This window comes from Bacillus sp. CPT56D-587-MTF, from assembly GCF_058792335.1.
This window is the reverse complement of sequence record NZ_JBYTEF010000001.1, coordinates 4,893,543-4,906,898: the sequence shown is the minus strand read 5'-3', so window position 1 is coordinate 4,906,898 and position 13,356 is coordinate 4,893,543. Positions and strand designations below refer to the sequence as shown.

Below are 13,356 nucleotides of genomic sequence, written 5' to 3'. Positions count from 1 at the left end.
GTTGATGGATGTCTATAGATATGAACATGTCATGGATTTATTTAGTGTGAAGGAGACAAAAGCGCGAGAAATTATTAAAAAGCTTAACGATGAACTAAAAGAAAAAGGGTATATCACGGTAGCTGGACGAGTTCCAGTAGAGTATTTTCACGAAAGAACAAAAATACCTAAAAATAAGGATGAATCAAGGTGAGCTAGTTAAGTGAAATTAGTCTTGATGTTGTAGATCCATAGGAGGTGAATTAATTGAAAAACGGTAAAAAACCAACCAAACGAGAGAAAATACATATCAAATCATATAATTTAAATCCTGATAGTTGGTTAATCTTCAAAAAGGTAAATAATGAATTACATTTGGTACATCGTTATACAAATAAAACTAAAGTAATTTCAAGTTTATAGAGGAGGAAAGTAATATGGATCAATTAACAGTAGTAAACGAAAAAGTTGTGCATAGTGAATTAGTATTTGAAAGCAACGGGAAAATTGTTACAGATAGTTTAATGATTGCTGAGGTGTTTTGTAAAAATCACGCTGATGTACTAAGAGATATTAGAAAACAAATGGATTATGCAGGTGATGAATTTTCGCTAAGCAATTTTGCGGAGCGAACTTATGAGAACAGAGGACGTTATTATCCTAAAATTGACATGACGGAAGAAGCTTTCACGTTGGTTGCAATGAGTTACAATACAAAAGAAGCTGTTCGAATGAAAATTAAGTTTATAGAAGAGTTTAAACGAATGAAACAACACATACAAAATCAACAACAACTTCCTAAAGACCCGATGAGTATTTTGAAACTCACATTTGATGTTTTAGAAGGTCAAAAACAAGAAATCCAAGATATTAAATCAGATGTGAAGGATTTACGAGAAAACGCCCCTTTATATGCTATCGAATGTGATGAAGTATCAAAAGTTGTAAGAAAGTTAGGTGTTCTTCTATTAGGTGGTAAGGAATCTAATGCTTATCGGGATGTTAGCCTTAGAAAAAAAGTGTATAGCGATATTTATAGTCAATTACATAGAGAGTTTGGAATTAGTAGTTATAAAGCTATTAAACGTCATCATTTAGATAGAGCGATTCAAATCATTCATGAAGAATATTCACTTCCAATCATTTTAGAAGAAGAAATTACAGCTACAAATGCACAAATAAATATGGCGGAAGTTCAGTAGGAGGAGCAATCATGCAACAAAAGATTTTAGTAATTACTAGTAATTTCGCAGGTTTTCCAGGTATCAATGAATTTCACTCAAAAGATGCTGCGAAAGAAGAAGTTAAAAAGTTAATTCAAAAAGGTGTAAGTCCAAAATCAATTCGTGTAACGCAAGAAATCCCTATGAATATTGATATTCAAGTAGATGTTGAATTGTAAGAAGGAAGGCTTAGGTGAGAAAAATAATGGAAGTCATGATTGATTTAAATACATTTGCTGATGGAGCACTTGCTGAAAGGTTTCATCAAGAGTTTGAGCGTGTAATGGAAAATATGGCGGATTTAAATACTGATCCTAAAAAAGCAAGAAAGATTGTTTTAACACTTTCGTTTGCTGGTGATAAAAAGCGTGATGTATGGAATTGTCAGGTTCAAGCCACTTCGAAACTAGCACCAACAGAAGCGATAGAGTCTAAGATTCTATTAGATATGGACCAAAACGGAAATTTAGTTGGTCAAGAGTTAGCTTCCGGGATCCAGGGACAGTTTTATATGGATCTACAGGGTGATGTGAAAACAGATGTTGGACAACCTGTAGAAGAAGTAGAAGAAAAAGAAGAAAATCAGGCTGCTGAGAAGCAAACAGTAGTAATCGATTATTTGAAAACTAAATCTAATTAAGAAAAGGGGGAAATAAAAAATGACTATGACAAGAGAAGCAATTGAAAAGGTATTAGAGATTGGAACAATTAAAACACACAAAATCGGTGAACAGACATATTCAACGCAACGCTTACATCTTGTGCAAGAACCAACACCAGCGGAAATTGTTGTACGTAGTTTATCTGGTTTAGTAGGTTACGTGAAATCAGAATTTGACACAACTGAACCTGTAATGATTCATATTGTAAATCCAACAACGGTAAGTTACTTTACTGCGGTTAATGGAGATAAGGCTAGAAGTACTTATATCGAAGCACAAGCATCCATTCTACGCTTTAATTTTGGAAGTTTTTATGACAGAGAAGAATTTAATATTGCATTGCAATCAGGTTTTGTACAAAATAATCATCGAGATATTGTTTTACAGGTAGTAGGTACGGTTGTAGAAAATGATGTTAAGGAAATTGGAGATGATGGTGTATCGCAGCTGTAACGGTGAAAACAGGAGTTGCGAGTAGAGGGAATGCAAAAGTACCTAATCCAGTGCAATTAAGCCCATATAGAACATTTGTTGAAGTGGAACAACCAGAAAGTAAGTTTGTGTTCAGAATGCGTGAAGGTGCACGTTGTGGTTTGTTTGAAGCTGACGGTGGGGCTTGGAAATTAGAAGCAATGAATAACATTAAAGAGTACCTAAATACAGCATTATCGCAAGAAGTGGAATCTAAAAAGGTGTTTATTTTAGCCTAATGGACATTATAACGGTAGAAAGTACAACGAATGTCTGTATCTTTGGATTAGGGATTGCGATACTTGCGTATGGAGTTTATAAAGGCGGTACTTTCATTGAACGAAAGTTTGATGAAAGTGATCGTTTAGAAAGTGATCGTTTAGAAAGTGATCGTTTAGAAAGTGATCGTTTAGAAAGGGAGCGTTTAAACAATGGGAACCGAAAACAGAGTACTTCCAGAACATTTGATGATGGCATCAGAATTAGAAAAAGAGCGTAAGGAATGTATACAGAACCGACAACTTTTATATAAACAAATGGAGCAAGCCAATAGAAACGGCGACAAAATTGCTTATGTTGAACTTCATGATTTATATCAAAAGCAAAATAGCAGAGATTTAGAAATATCAAAGGAGTTATCAGCTATGTACTTCAAGAAAATAAAAAATGATTCTTCTAAAGAAAGAAAAAAGGTTTTACAAGTAGCAGATCGTTTGGAAGAAGTGGGAGGAAGAAAAGAAGTTGTCGATAGTATTCGACGTAATTCATAAAAAAGAACCCGCTGCAACGGGTCCTATTAGAAAAAATATTACTTGATAAGTATAGCATTAAATATAGTTCTTGAGAATTTATGAGGTGGCTTTTATGGGAATTATCCGAGTGAAAAAAGACAGCAATTATTCTGTCATAAATAATACCGGTTTAAAAGATGAAAGATTGTCTTGGAAGGCAAAAGGGATTTTAGCTTATGCACTTACATTACCTGATAATTGGACTTTTCATATAAGTGAGTTATCTCAACACGCTAAGGATGGGGAAGATTCGTTACGTTCAGGGTTTAAAGAGTTAAAAGCGCTAGGATATATAAAGCGTTATCCTGTTCGTGATGAAAAGAGCAAGAAGATAACAAATTGGGAAACTGAAATCTATGAAACACCAGATATGGAGAAGCCACATGAGGAAGAGCCACTTATGGAAATTCCACATGTGGAAAAGCCACTTGTGGGAAACCTACATGTGGAAAATCCGATACTACTAAATACTAATATACTAAGTACTAATAAATTAAATACTAATATACAAAATACTAATTATTATCATGATGATAATAAAGAATCGAAATCACATGTATTAGTCGATGAAGAATTTAAAGTCAGTTATAACTTTTTAAAAGGTGAAGGAATTCCGTTAAGTGAAATTGCTATTACGGAATTAGGAGAGTTTTGTGATTCGTTTGGTAGCGAATTAATTAAACATGCTGCTCACAAAGCTATTGATGAAAATAAGCCAAAATGGAATTACATTAAGGCCATTTTGAAAAGCTGGGAAAAGCAAAAAGTAAAAACATTAGATGATGTTGCTGCATTAGATAGACGCTTTGAAATGAGTAAGAACAAGCGATTGAATAGTTCGAGAGGTCGTTCAAATAGAAAAGAAATTGTTCCAGATTGGTTACGTGAAGATGTTGAGCCAACTAAAAAAGAAATTGAAAAGCAAAACTCGCAATCTATTGATGAAGAGCGTGAGAGATTGCAAGAAGTGCTAAACAAATATAGAGCATAGGAGTGATTTACATGTTAAACCCATTTGAAGGTGTAATTGGAGAAGAATGTTACGAATGCGAAAATTCTTTTCCTGAATCTGATATGAGTAAAATATATATTTTGGGTTTGGAGAGGACCTTATGTAAGCAGTGTAGAGAGCAGCTTGAACAGAAAGTAAAAGTGTTAGATTTTCGTGTCATTCATGATGTTCTAAAGAAATTAATAAAAGGATTCGGTCACGAGAAAGTCCGTCAATTCGATTTAGTAACTGCAAAAAGATACGTGATTGACAACAAAGTAGCTCTAACGATTGAAAAACGTGGAGGCAAGTTCAATCAAGAACCTTTAGGCGAATTTGTTTCCTTATCTATCGAAGAGTTAATTACAGTCATCGAATTTTTAATGAGAAAAATGAGTCCTAGTCTATGGATGAATGCTGTGATAGGGAATGTGTTAGATTAACAAATGATTATTACACTTTAACTGATAGAGGGTGAGTCAAATGACTGAACAAATCACAATAGATCATGATTTTATTTATGAACCACTAATAGATACATACATGGTGGACATTGTTACAAAGTCAGGATTCAAATTAGAATTTTGTGAAGCTGCAACGAAAGAAGAAGCGATATCAAAAATCCAGGGAAAATACCGTGGGAAAGATAATTGTAAGATTCGTAGCATTACGGTTTCTAATCGATCCTTACAAGAAATTCAAGAACTCAGCTAGGAGAGAAAATGGATGGACAGATGGGTGAAAAGAAAGTCACTGCAGGTCAATGGGTTGTATGTGATTGGGCCCACAATCATGCAAAAAGATATAGATATGCAACAGTAAAGGAAATCGACGCAGAAAGTGTAAGGCGTGTATTTGTTCAAAAGGGCCGTAAGCCACATGAGTATTTGCGGTTGATGTTGTAACGGATGATGTATATGCCTCTCATGTAGAAGTTGCAGAAATATGTAACAGAGCACCTGTGCCAGAGTGCCCTTGACCAAGACTCTTCATGTAAAGAGTACGTGGTATACCATATGCAGGAGAGAATGTGTATGTACCTTGTTTTATGAAAAAAAGCCTTTTGTATAAGATGCTGAAGAGGAAACATGAATCGATGGCACACACCAAAACAAATTGGCATAGGTTTAGTATATCCAATTGTTATAAGGGTATACCAGTAAACGAAACCGCTAGCAAACGCTAACGGCTCATTTGAGGAAAGGAATATGGATATGTCTTGTTTCACCTTCAGACATGGCAGGCTATATATCGTGCCTATGGATAGTATGCATCAAAGAGAGCATGTTATACGGGAGGAAAAAGAGTGGACGCTTGGAAAATGTTAGAACTGATGAAGAAGTATAGAAAGTGCCAATGGTGTGGAAATGAAAGTATTGGTGAGGGAGAAGGCATGTTAGAGGTGGAAGATGGTGTTTTTACACGTACTTGTAAGTGTGGCTGGATGATTGTGATGGAAGAACAGGACGGGAGAAAGTAGAGGTATTGTGAAATAGACTATAGAATCAAAAAACACCTTCACAAATCTAACGATACGAGCCTTAAAATCTTTTTTAAATATCATATCTGTGGAGTTACAATCGCTTAAAATAAATGGTAGACACGTATAATGAGAGTGGGTGAATTGGCGCTTGTTTGAATGGCTGAAAGAGTATCAGAAATTAGAAGAAAAAATTGCATACTTAACGTACAACTTAGACAAAACAAAAGCAGAATTAAAACGCTGGGTCAGTGGTGATTTGCGAGAGGTACGTTTAACTGCTGAATCGGAAGGTGCAAAGGTAGAAGAACGTATAGAAGCAATTGAATATGAATTGGCACATAAATTGAATGATATGTACAAACTGAAAAAATTAATTAGTAGGTTTAGGGGGTTGGATAATAAAATACTTAAAATGAAATATGTGGATGGTATGACGTTGGAACAAATAGCTGAAGAAATTAGTTATAGCTCTAGTCATATTAAAAAGAAACATGCTGAAATAGTTCGTTTGATTAAATTCGTAGAGCGAGAAGGTATCATTTAGGTTCACTCCTAAAGTGAATCGAAAATCTTGAAAATATCGATTATAGTAATAACATAAGATTTTGACGAAAGGGCAACTGGTGTGAAGTGCACGGTTGCTCTTTTTAATTAGACAAACCATATCCATATGATAATGATAACAGCAAAGATAATGATTAGTATTTGTGAGAATTTCATAACATGCTCCTTTTAAACTATAGTGTTTGCAAAGGATTGAAGAGGCATTCCTTATGGAGTATTTTTATTATGTGAAAATTACGTAGGTGGTGTAGATATGACTTTGACGTTTCATAATGGAGATATCTATGTTAAAGGTAAGCTTGTTGAAAATGATAAAGAAGTTGTAGATGGCATGAGGGAGTTCCTGAGGTTATCTAGGTAAAGATAAGCGCAAGCGTGTTGCATTTGAAAAGGAAGGTGTTAAGTATATGAATCCAGAAAAGATATATGTAAAACAAATGGATGCATGGATTAAAGAACAAGAAGCAAGACGGGAACAGATTGTAGCAACAATTAAAACTAGCTCTGAAATTGTGGAACAAAACGAAATCCAATTACAGTGGTTAGATAAAGGATTAGCTCTTGCTAAAGAAGAGTTCGAGAATTGGAAGAAAGAAAATCAATGACTATGACAGTAGCAATGATTTTAGGTCTTTGGTCAGGTTGGTAGGAGCGTTAAAGAAAAGATAAGGAGAGTGAACTTAAATGATTACTGAAATTAGAAAAACAATATCAGGTACTGAGTATTGGGATAATGAACAGAAGAAAAGCTTATTTGTTCCTACCGGTGAAGTACCTGGATTTGAAGTAACTGTTAATCCGGAGAGTATGATTGCTGATAAAGGATTTGCAACAGGAGGGTATTTGACTAAAGATACGTTGGCAATTGGTGAAGCAGGTACAGAACTTATCTTGAGTAATAAGACAATAAAAGAGTTACGTGAGTATGCTGATGAGCTAGGTATTGAAATCCCTTCTGATATTAAAAAGAAAGAAGACATCATTGAATTGCTATCATGAAGTACTGTGACTTCAATGGCTGCCGTAACAAGATAAGCAAGGGACGTTACTGTGAAGAGCATAAGCGTAACAAGCCAAGAAAGAAAAAAGATAAGAAGAACATCTACCATCATGATAACAAACCATTCTATCGTACTGATGCATGGAAGTATGTTAGGTCAAAGGTATACGAAAGAGAGAATGGCTGCTGTCAACGATGTGGAAGGTTCGTCTTTGGTAGGCGTGCTCATGTTCATCACGTAATACCAATCAAAGAAGATCCAACTCTTAAATTAGAAGAGAATAACCTAAGATTACTTTGTCCAGTTTGTCATACAATCGAAGAAAATGAAGATAAACCAAAAAAAGTTTTCCCGAGTTATTTCGGAAGCCCCCCTATCAAAAATTAAAATTTGTCCTCTGGGGAGGATAGGTAGCGTAGGGGGCATATCAATAGTTGCACCATTTTTTGAAAATGAAGGGGGGTGTGAAAATGGCTCGAATGTCAAAGAAGAAAAAGTTAGAAATGCTAGATGTTGCAAGGGATGAAGAACGAAATAGAATCATAAAATTATTGACTGAAGATGACAATTTCACACCGTCCTTAGAACCATTAATTGATAATTATTTAGATGCTTTTATCATTTATAAAACGATGTTTGAAGAATGGAAAGCCGATGGTTTTGCTCCTACAAAAACGCATAAAAACAAGGCTGGTGCAGTAAATGAAATGAAACATCCGCTCGCTCAACAAGTTGAAACGTGGAATGATAAGAAGAATAAAATGTTAGAAGCTCTAGGAATGACGAATAAGGGAAAAAGTGTACAAAAGACACCTGAAAATGCAGGGAATATTCAATCTAATGAGCCTAAAGACGAATTAGCAGCTCATCGGAATAAATGGCGGAAAACCCAATGATTATTACATTAGGCGTTAACTATGCTGATAAGTATGCGAATAACGTCATGCGTAATAAAAAGAAGTACCCGAAGTCGATCATTCTTGCTGTAGAACGTTATAAGAAGTGGAAAAAGCGTAAAGATATTTGGTTTGATGTAGATCGAGCGAATGAAATGTTAGATTTCGTTCAATCGTTCATCCGTCATGTGAAAGGACCACTTGCAGGTCAATTGATGGAATTAGAGCTTTGGGAAATGTTTGTTTTTGCGAATATGTATGGTTGGTATCATAAAAACGAAAAAGGAAAAACAGTCCGTATTATTCGTGAATCATATGTGCAAGTACCAAAGAAGAACGGAAAAACAATTATTGCAGCAGGTGCATTGCTCTATGCTATGTATGGAGAACTTGAACTTGGAGCGGATTGTTATTGTGCGGCATCAGATTATGAACAAGCACAAAATGCAGCTGAACCAATTGCACAAGCGATAGAAAACTCTGAACCTCTGGCACGACATACACAAATTTATAAAGGTGTGAATGGAACAGTTAGTGGTGCTATGTATCGATATAGCATCAATGGAATAGCATATCAAAATAAATTCAAAGTATTAACGAAAAATACGAAGGGTCTTGAAGGAAAGAACCCTTATTTTGTGTTAAATGACGAGCTCCATGCACAGGAAAATATGGACATGTATGATAACTTGAAGTCAGCGCAAATTTCTCGTGAACAACCAATAATGCTTAATATTTCAACAGCTGGTAAGGGTGCTTCATCTGTCGGTATGCGTGTTTATAAGTATGCGAAACTTGTTTTGGAAAATGACGATGACGATTCATTGTTTGTTGCAATCTGGGAGCCGAATAAAAATTATGATTGGGAAGATCGTAAAGTTTGGGAAATGGTTAACCCGAATATTGGTGTTTCCGTTACAATGGAAACACTTGAAATTGAGTTCAAAAAGGCGAAACAGTCGGCACATTCAAAAGCTGAGTTCCTTTCCAAGCATTTAAATGTTTTCGTAAATGGTGCTGAAAATTATTTTGAACATGATCAAGTACAACATGTTCTTGTGGAAGATTTGGGGGATCTTACAGGTGAAATTTGTTATTTAGGATTGGACTTATCTAAAACAACAGACTTAACATGTGTGAGTTTAAACTTCCCTTCACACAATGATGAAGGAAGGTCGATTATAAAAGTTAAACAGATGTATTTTCTTCCGAATGACAATATTGATTTTAAAGAAAAAGAGGATAATGTTCCCTATACTGATATGGTTGAACGTGGTTTTGCTACGTTTTGTGATGGGAAAATGATTGACCAAGATCAAGTTATGGAATATATCGTTGAATGTATGGATTTGTACGATGTACAACAAATAAACTATGATCCAGCTATGTCCCAAAAGTTAATAGAGAAGCTTGAAAACCTCGGTTTAGAATGTATGGCAGTAAATCAGTATCCAAATGTTATGAATGCAATGCTTGATGATTCAGAAATACTAATTTATGAAAAGCGTTTAATTACAGACAATCCTTTATTTGTTTATTGCGCCCTTAATGTTGTAGTAGTAACAAATATTAACGGAATGAAAGCCCCAAGTAAGCGACAGTCCAAAAAGAAGATTGATGGATTTGTGGCTTTTTTAGTTGCTCACAAAGAAACGATGATGGTTATGGATAGCATAACAGAGGAAGGTATGGATGAATTGATTGGCGATATTTATCGATAGAGAGGCGGTGAAAAATTGGGTTTAAGGGATAGATTTTCAAATTACTTATTTAAAAAGGCTGAAAAGCGTGGTTATCTTGATGATGTTTTAGGAAAGAGTATTCGTTATGGTGGTGTGTATGTTACAGATTCAAACATCTTACAATCTAGCGATGTTTACGAGTTGTTGCAAGATATTAGTAATCAAATGGTATTGGCTGATATTGTTGTGGAAGATGAATTCGGTAATGAAATTAAAGATGATATTGCACTTCGCATTTTAAAGAATCCGAATGATTATCTAACACAATCTGAATTCATTAAATTAATGACGAATACCTATCTACTTGAGGGGGAAACATTCCCGATATTAAATGGCGTTCAAATCCATTTAGCTTCAAATGTTTTTACAGAGTTAGATGATAATTTAGTAGAGCATTTCAATATTGGTGGTCATGAGATTCCTCCATTTATGATTCGACATGTAAAAAATATTGGTGCAGATCATTTAAGAGGAAAAGGTATTCTTGATTTAGGAAGAGATACACTCGAGGGCGTTATGTCAGCTGAGAAAACTTTAACTGACAAATATAAAAAGGGTGGACTATTAGCATTCTTGCTAAACTTGGATGCTCATATCAATCCACAGAATGGCGCGCAGTCAAAGTTAATCAATGCAATTTTAGATCAACTGGAATCAATTGATGAAGCAAGGTCTGTAAAAATGATTCCTCTTGGAAAAGGGTATTCAATTGACACGCTTAAAAGCCCGTTAGACGACGAAAAGACTCTAGCATATCTAAATGTATATAAAAAGGATTTGGGTAAATTTTTAGGCATAAATGTGGACACATACACAGAGCTAATTAAAGAAGATATTGAGAAAGCGATGATGTATATCCACAATAAAGCAGTTAGACCAATAATGAAAAATTTTGAAGACCATTTGAGTCTTCTTTTTTATGGCCAAAATTCAGGGAAACGAATTAAATTCAAGATTAACATTCTTAATTTTGTTACTTATAGCAACAAGACAAATATTGGTTATAACCTTGTACGTACAGCTATTACTTCACCTGATAATGTTGCCGATATGCTTGGGTTCCCTAAACAAAATACAAAGGAATCACAATCTATTTATATTTCAAATGATATAACCGAAATTGGTAAGAAAGAAGCGGCCGATGGTTCAAGGAGGTGACTAAACGTGAAGGGAGATACAATTCATGTTAGTTGTGGAGACATGGATATTAGAATTCATAAGAAAAGTCCTACAATGTTCGATGTGGTAGTTGGAAATTGTAGGACTGGAAATGGCATTTTGATGTGTTCAGTAGAACAAGAGAAGCCTCCCTATTTGTTTTATAAAATTGTTAATCTACGGGTTTATTCAAAAGAGAAATTAGCCATTGGTTCTCCGAATATATTGCTTCAACTGTTATGCTGTAGTCTTGACAACCAGGAAAAGAATAACTTTTGAAACGGATTAAATACTTTGTTTTAGAAATCTGTGAAATGGATTGAAATTTGGCGCGATTTTCAATGTCAATTTCGTCAATAAACGCTAACGTGTTGTGAGCAAACTCAAAATTTTCTTTAAAATCTTTTTCTGTTTGGATGGATAAAATCATTGGGATCACCTTCTTACTCATCAAATGATAGCAGAAAAACTATTTCTAGGAATGAAAGGATGTGAAAATGATGAAAATTGAGGTCCGAGGGAATCAAGTCATACTTGATGGTTACGTAAATGTTGTGGACAGGGAAAGTCGAGTGTTGCCTTCACCAAGGGGATATTTCAAAGAGAAAATTGTTCCTAAGACATTTGAAAAAGCGTTAAAGAAAGCAAAGAATGTGGACTTGCTTTTTAATCACAACAAGAATAGAAAGCTTGGTTCTATTGAAAATGGAAATCTGGAATTGTACGAAGACAATATTGGTTTAAGAGCCATCGCTACAGTTACAGATGAACAAATAATTGAGAAAGCAAAGAATAAAGAATTGCGTGGTTGGTCATTTGGCTTTGTTTCTGAAAAAGATTCTTGGGAAGAGGGCGAATCTGGTGTTCAAAAACGATCTATTGAAGAATTAGAACTCTTAGAAGTTTCTATTTTAGATATGACACCAGCCTATGTTGCTACTTCCATTGAAACCAGGGGCGAAAATACAACCATGATTGAAATGAGAAGTGAAGAAGCAGCTGTAAAAACAGTTGTGGAAGATGATACAGAAGAAAGAAATAATCTTATTAAACAAATAAAAAAAGTTTTGGAGGAAAATTAACATGAATGTAAAAGAAATCTTAAACGCATCTTTAACAAGAACGAAATCTCGATTAGCAGAATTACAAGGGAAAGTAGAAAAAAATGAAGTTCGTTCAGAAGAATTAGCGGCGATTAAAGCTGAAGTAGAAGAATTAACAAAGGAAGTACAAACTATCACGGATGAGTTAGCAAAATTAGAAGCGGAAGAAAAAGGAGAAGATCCAGACAAAAAGAAAGATGAAGATTCAGATAAAAAAGAAGACCCAGCAGCAAAAGAAAATCCCGATGCAAAAACTGAACTGTCAGAAGAACAACGTTCAGCTATTTCAGCATCTATTGCAGCAGCTCTTTCTACTAAAGGTCATCGTGCAAACAAAGAAACGGAAATTCGTTCTGTATTCGCTAACTACATTGTAGGTAATATTGATGAAAAGGAAGCTCGTACATTAGGGTTAGTGACTGGTAACGGTTCTGTTACGATTCCAGATTTCCTAAGTAAAGAAATTATTACGTATGCGCAAGAAGAAAACTTCTTACGCCGATTAGGGACAGGGGTAAAAACAAAAGAGAACATTAAGTACCCTGTTTTAGTTAAAAAGGCAGAAGCGCAAGGTCATAAAAATGAGCGAACAAATAACGAAATTCCAGAAACAGATATTGAATTCGATGAAATCGAATTATCACCAACGGAATTTGATGCACTGGCTACAGTGACGAAAAAATTATTAGCACGTACAGGTTTACCGATTGAACAAATCGTTATGGACGAGTTGAAAAAAGCCTATGTTCGTAAAGAAACGCAATATATGGTGAATGGTGATGAAGCGAATAACATCAATGATGGTGCATTAGCAAAGAAAGCTGTTGAGTTTAAAACAGATGAAAAAAATCTCTATGATGCATTAGTAAAAATGAAAAATACACCGGTTAAAGAAATTCGTAAAAAAGCAAGATGGGTGTTAAATACAGCAGCATTAACAAAAATTGAAACAATGAAAACAGATGATGGTTTCCCATTACTTCGCCCATTTAACCAAGCGGAAGGCGGTATTGGCTATACATTATTAGGGTATCCAGTGGAGGAAGAGGATGCAATTGACATTCCTGATTCACCAGATACACCAGTATTCTATTTCGGTGACTTCTCTAAGTTCTATATTCAAGATGTCATTGGATCGTTAGAAGTGCAAAAATTAGTTGAGTTATTCTCACGTACAAACCGTGTAGGTTTCCGTATCTGGAACTTACTAGATGCTCAATTAATTCATTCTCCATTTGAAGTTCCAGTTTATAAGTACGTCTTGAAAGGTCAAACTACACCAGGTGCTTAAT

At 34.9% G+C, this 13,356-nt stretch carries 21 protein-coding genes and 2 pseudogenes; 22 read left to right on the top strand and 1 reads right to left on the bottom strand.

Annotated features, from left to right (window positions below; all coding sequences use genetic code 11):
• The first annotated feature begins 4 nt into the window (after nt 1-4).
• From AC3WVZ_RS25390 to AC3WVZ_RS25295, 20 genes and pseudogenes are all read left to right on the top strand, one after another.
• Entirely contained in the window at nt 5-193 is a 189-nt protein-coding gene (locus tag AC3WVZ_RS25390; protein ID WP_233935593.1) for a hypothetical protein, read from the top strand.
• A gap of 53 nt (nt 194-246) precedes the next feature.
• Nucleotides 247-402: a DUF6906 family protein gene (locus tag AC3WVZ_RS25385; RefSeq protein WP_233935592.1), complete on the top strand. Its 156-nt coding sequence runs from the start codon at nt 247-249 to the stop codon at nt 400-402.
• Between the two features lie 14 nt (nt 403-416).
• Complete coding sequence (locus AC3WVZ_RS25380; RefSeq protein ID WP_233935591.1) at nt 417-1,181, top strand: Rha family transcriptional regulator; 765 nt, start codon at nt 417-419, stop codon at nt 1,179-1,181.
• Nucleotides 1,182-1,192: 11 nt separating this feature from the next.
• Complete coding sequence (locus tag AC3WVZ_RS25375) at nt 1,193-1,381, top strand: hypothetical protein (RefSeq protein ID WP_233935590.1); 189 nt, start codon at nt 1,193-1,195, stop codon at nt 1,379-1,381.
• A 26-nt stretch (nt 1,382-1,407) separates the two neighbouring features.
• Complete coding sequence (locus AC3WVZ_RS25370) at nt 1,408-1,842, top strand: replication terminator protein (protein WP_233935589.1); 435 nt, start codon at nt 1,408-1,410, stop codon at nt 1,840-1,842.
• 19 nt (nt 1,843-1,861) lie between these two features.
• Nucleotides 1,862-2,574, top strand: a pseudogene (locus AC3WVZ_RS25365) (hypothetical protein).
• A complete protein-coding gene (locus tag AC3WVZ_RS25360) occupies nt 2,574-2,834 on the top strand; it encodes a hypothetical protein (RefSeq protein WP_233935588.1) in 261 nt (86 codons plus the stop codon). Before AC3WVZ_RS25365 ends, AC3WVZ_RS25360 begins: the two are co-directional and overlap by 1 nt.
• Nucleotides 2,767-3,105 carry a hypothetical protein gene (locus AC3WVZ_RS25355; protein ID WP_016109401.1) on the top strand — a complete coding sequence of 113 codons (339 nt, stop codon included), beginning with the start codon at nt 2,767-2,769 and terminating at the stop codon, nt 3,103-3,105. The genes AC3WVZ_RS25360 and AC3WVZ_RS25355 overlap by 68 nt, the downstream gene beginning before the upstream one ends.
• A gap of 94 nt (nt 3,106-3,199) precedes the next feature.
• Complete coding sequence (locus AC3WVZ_RS25350; RefSeq protein WP_233935587.1) at nt 3,200-4,117, top strand: DnaD domain protein; 918 nt, start codon at nt 3,200-3,202, stop codon at nt 4,115-4,117.
• 11 nt (nt 4,118-4,128) lie between these two features.
• On the top strand, nt 4,129-4,560 hold the full coding sequence (locus AC3WVZ_RS25345) for a hypothetical protein (RefSeq protein WP_233935585.1): 432 nt from the start codon (nt 4,129-4,131) through the stop codon (nt 4,558-4,560).
• Between the two features lie 40 nt (nt 4,561-4,600).
• Nucleotides 4,601-4,831: a hypothetical protein gene (locus AC3WVZ_RS25340; RefSeq protein ID WP_233935584.1), complete on the top strand. Its 231-nt coding sequence runs from the start codon at nt 4,601-4,603 to the stop codon at nt 4,829-4,831.
• A gap of 8 nt (nt 4,832-4,839) precedes the next feature.
• A pseudogene (locus tag AC3WVZ_RS25335) lies at nt 4,840-5,048 on the top strand (hypothetical protein); the annotation flags it as partial.
• A 375-nt stretch (nt 5,049-5,423) separates the two neighbouring features.
• Nucleotides 5,424-5,597, top strand: coding sequence for a DUF3797 domain-containing protein (locus tag AC3WVZ_RS25330; protein ID WP_233935582.1), 174 nt, complete (start codon nt 5,424-5,426; stop codon nt 5,595-5,597).
• Nucleotides 5,598-5,748: 151 nt separating this feature from the next.
• On the top strand, nt 5,749-6,144 hold the full coding sequence (locus AC3WVZ_RS25325; protein WP_233935581.1) for a hypothetical protein: 396 nt from the start codon (nt 5,749-5,751) through the stop codon (nt 6,142-6,144).
• Between the two features lie 427 nt (nt 6,145-6,571).
• A complete protein-coding gene (locus tag AC3WVZ_RS25320; protein ID WP_088029300.1) occupies nt 6,572-6,769 on the top strand; it encodes a hypothetical protein in 198 nt (65 codons plus the stop codon).
• 79 nt (nt 6,770-6,848) lie between these two features.
• Complete coding sequence (locus tag AC3WVZ_RS25315; protein WP_233935580.1) at nt 6,849-7,163, top strand: Rho termination factor N-terminal domain-containing protein; 315 nt, start codon at nt 6,849-6,851, stop codon at nt 7,161-7,163.
• The gene (locus AC3WVZ_RS25310) at nt 7,160-7,552 is read left to right on the top strand and encodes an HNH endonuclease (RefSeq protein ID WP_000872558.1); all 393 of its coding nucleotides are present in this window, start codon (nt 7,160-7,162) and stop codon (nt 7,550-7,552) included. The genes AC3WVZ_RS25315 and AC3WVZ_RS25310 overlap by 4 nt, the downstream gene beginning before the upstream one ends.
• Before the next feature lie 83 nt (nt 7,553-7,635).
• A complete protein-coding gene (locus AC3WVZ_RS25305) occupies nt 7,636-8,061 on the top strand; it encodes a P27 family phage terminase small subunit (RefSeq protein ID WP_233935579.1) in 426 nt (141 codons plus the stop codon).
• The gene (locus AC3WVZ_RS25300; protein ID WP_233935578.1) at nt 8,058-9,782 is read left to right on the top strand and encodes a terminase large subunit; all 1,725 of its coding nucleotides are present in this window, start codon (nt 8,058-8,060) and stop codon (nt 9,780-9,782) included. The genes AC3WVZ_RS25305 and AC3WVZ_RS25300 overlap by 4 nt, the downstream gene beginning before the upstream one ends.
• Nucleotides 9,783-9,797: 15 nt before the next feature.
• Complete coding sequence (locus AC3WVZ_RS25295) at nt 9,798-10,961, top strand: phage portal protein (protein WP_233935577.1); 1,164 nt, start codon at nt 9,798-9,800, stop codon at nt 10,959-10,961.
• A gap of 172 nt (nt 10,962-11,133) precedes the next feature.
• Here AC3WVZ_RS25295 and AC3WVZ_RS25290 read toward each other — a convergent pair whose 3' ends face one another.
• Nucleotides 11,134-11,391: a hypothetical protein gene (locus tag AC3WVZ_RS25290; RefSeq protein ID WP_233935576.1), complete on the bottom strand. Its 258-nt coding sequence runs from the start codon at nt 11,389-11,391 to the stop codon at nt 11,134-11,136.
• Between the two features lie 70 nt (nt 11,392-11,461).
• On the opposite strand from AC3WVZ_RS25290, the gene AC3WVZ_RS25285 reads away from it, so the two are divergent.
• Together AC3WVZ_RS25285 and AC3WVZ_RS25280 are read left to right on the top strand one after the other, a co-directional pair.
• Complete coding sequence (locus AC3WVZ_RS25285) at nt 11,462-12,043, top strand: HK97 family phage prohead protease (RefSeq protein WP_233936607.1); 582 nt, start codon at nt 11,462-11,464, stop codon at nt 12,041-12,043.
• Between the two features lies 1 nt (nt 12,044).
• On the top strand, nt 12,045-13,355 hold the full coding sequence (locus AC3WVZ_RS25280) for a phage major capsid protein (protein WP_233935574.1): 1,311 nt from the start codon (nt 12,045-12,047) through the stop codon (nt 13,353-13,355).
• Nucleotide 13,356 lies beyond the last annotated feature (1 nt).

Bases quoted from the DNA above. Each gene is read 5' to 3' on its own strand.
- AC3WVZ_RS25280 (WP_233935574.1), top strand. From the start codon at position 12,045: ATGAATGTAAAAGAAATCTTAAACGCATCTTTAACAAGAACGAAATCT.
- AC3WVZ_RS25350 (WP_233935587.1), top strand. From the start codon at position 3,200: ATGGGAATTATCCGAGTGAAAAAAGACAGCAATTATTCTGTCATAAAT.
- AC3WVZ_RS25320 (WP_088029300.1), top strand. From the start codon at position 6,572: ATGAATCCAGAAAAGATATATGTAAAACAAATGGATGCATGGATTAAA.
- AC3WVZ_RS25340 (WP_233935584.1), top strand. From the start codon at position 4,601: ATGACTGAACAAATCACAATAGATCATGATTTTATTTATGAACCACTA.
- AC3WVZ_RS25290 (WP_233935576.1), bottom strand. From the start codon at position 11,391: ATGATTTTATCCATCCAAACAGAAAAAGATTTTAAAGAAAATTTTGAG.
- AC3WVZ_RS25310 (WP_000872558.1), top strand. From the start codon at position 7,160: ATGAAGTACTGTGACTTCAATGGCTGCCGTAACAAGATAAGCAAGGGA.
- AC3WVZ_RS25300 (WP_233935578.1), top strand. From the start codon at position 8,058: ATGATTATTACATTAGGCGTTAACTATGCTGATAAGTATGCGAATAAC.
- AC3WVZ_RS25345 (WP_233935585.1), top strand. From the start codon at position 4,129: ATGTTAAACCCATTTGAAGGTGTAATTGGAGAAGAATGTTACGAATGC.
- AC3WVZ_RS25390 (WP_233935593.1), top strand. From the start codon at position 5: ATGGATGTCTATAGATATGAACATGTCATGGATTTATTTAGTGTGAAG.
- AC3WVZ_RS25305 (WP_233935579.1), top strand. From the start codon at position 7,636: ATGGCTCGAATGTCAAAGAAGAAAAAGTTAGAAATGCTAGATGTTGCA.
- AC3WVZ_RS25375 (WP_233935590.1), top strand. From the start codon at position 1,193: ATGCAACAAAAGATTTTAGTAATTACTAGTAATTTCGCAGGTTTTCCA.
- AC3WVZ_RS25380 (WP_233935591.1), top strand. From the start codon at position 417: ATGGATCAATTAACAGTAGTAAACGAAAAAGTTGTGCATAGTGAATTA.
- AC3WVZ_RS25370 (WP_233935589.1), top strand. From the start codon at position 1,408: ATGGAAGTCATGATTGATTTAAATACATTTGCTGATGGAGCACTTGCT.
- AC3WVZ_RS25360 (WP_233935588.1), top strand. From the start codon at position 2,574: ATGGACATTATAACGGTAGAAAGTACAACGAATGTCTGTATCTTTGGA.
- AC3WVZ_RS25355 (WP_016109401.1), top strand. From the start codon at position 2,767: ATGGGAACCGAAAACAGAGTACTTCCAGAACATTTGATGATGGCATCA.
- AC3WVZ_RS25315 (WP_233935580.1), top strand. From the start codon at position 6,849: ATGATTACTGAAATTAGAAAAACAATATCAGGTACTGAGTATTGGGAT.
- AC3WVZ_RS25285 (WP_233936607.1), top strand. From the start codon at position 11,462: ATGAAAATTGAGGTCCGAGGGAATCAAGTCATACTTGATGGTTACGTA.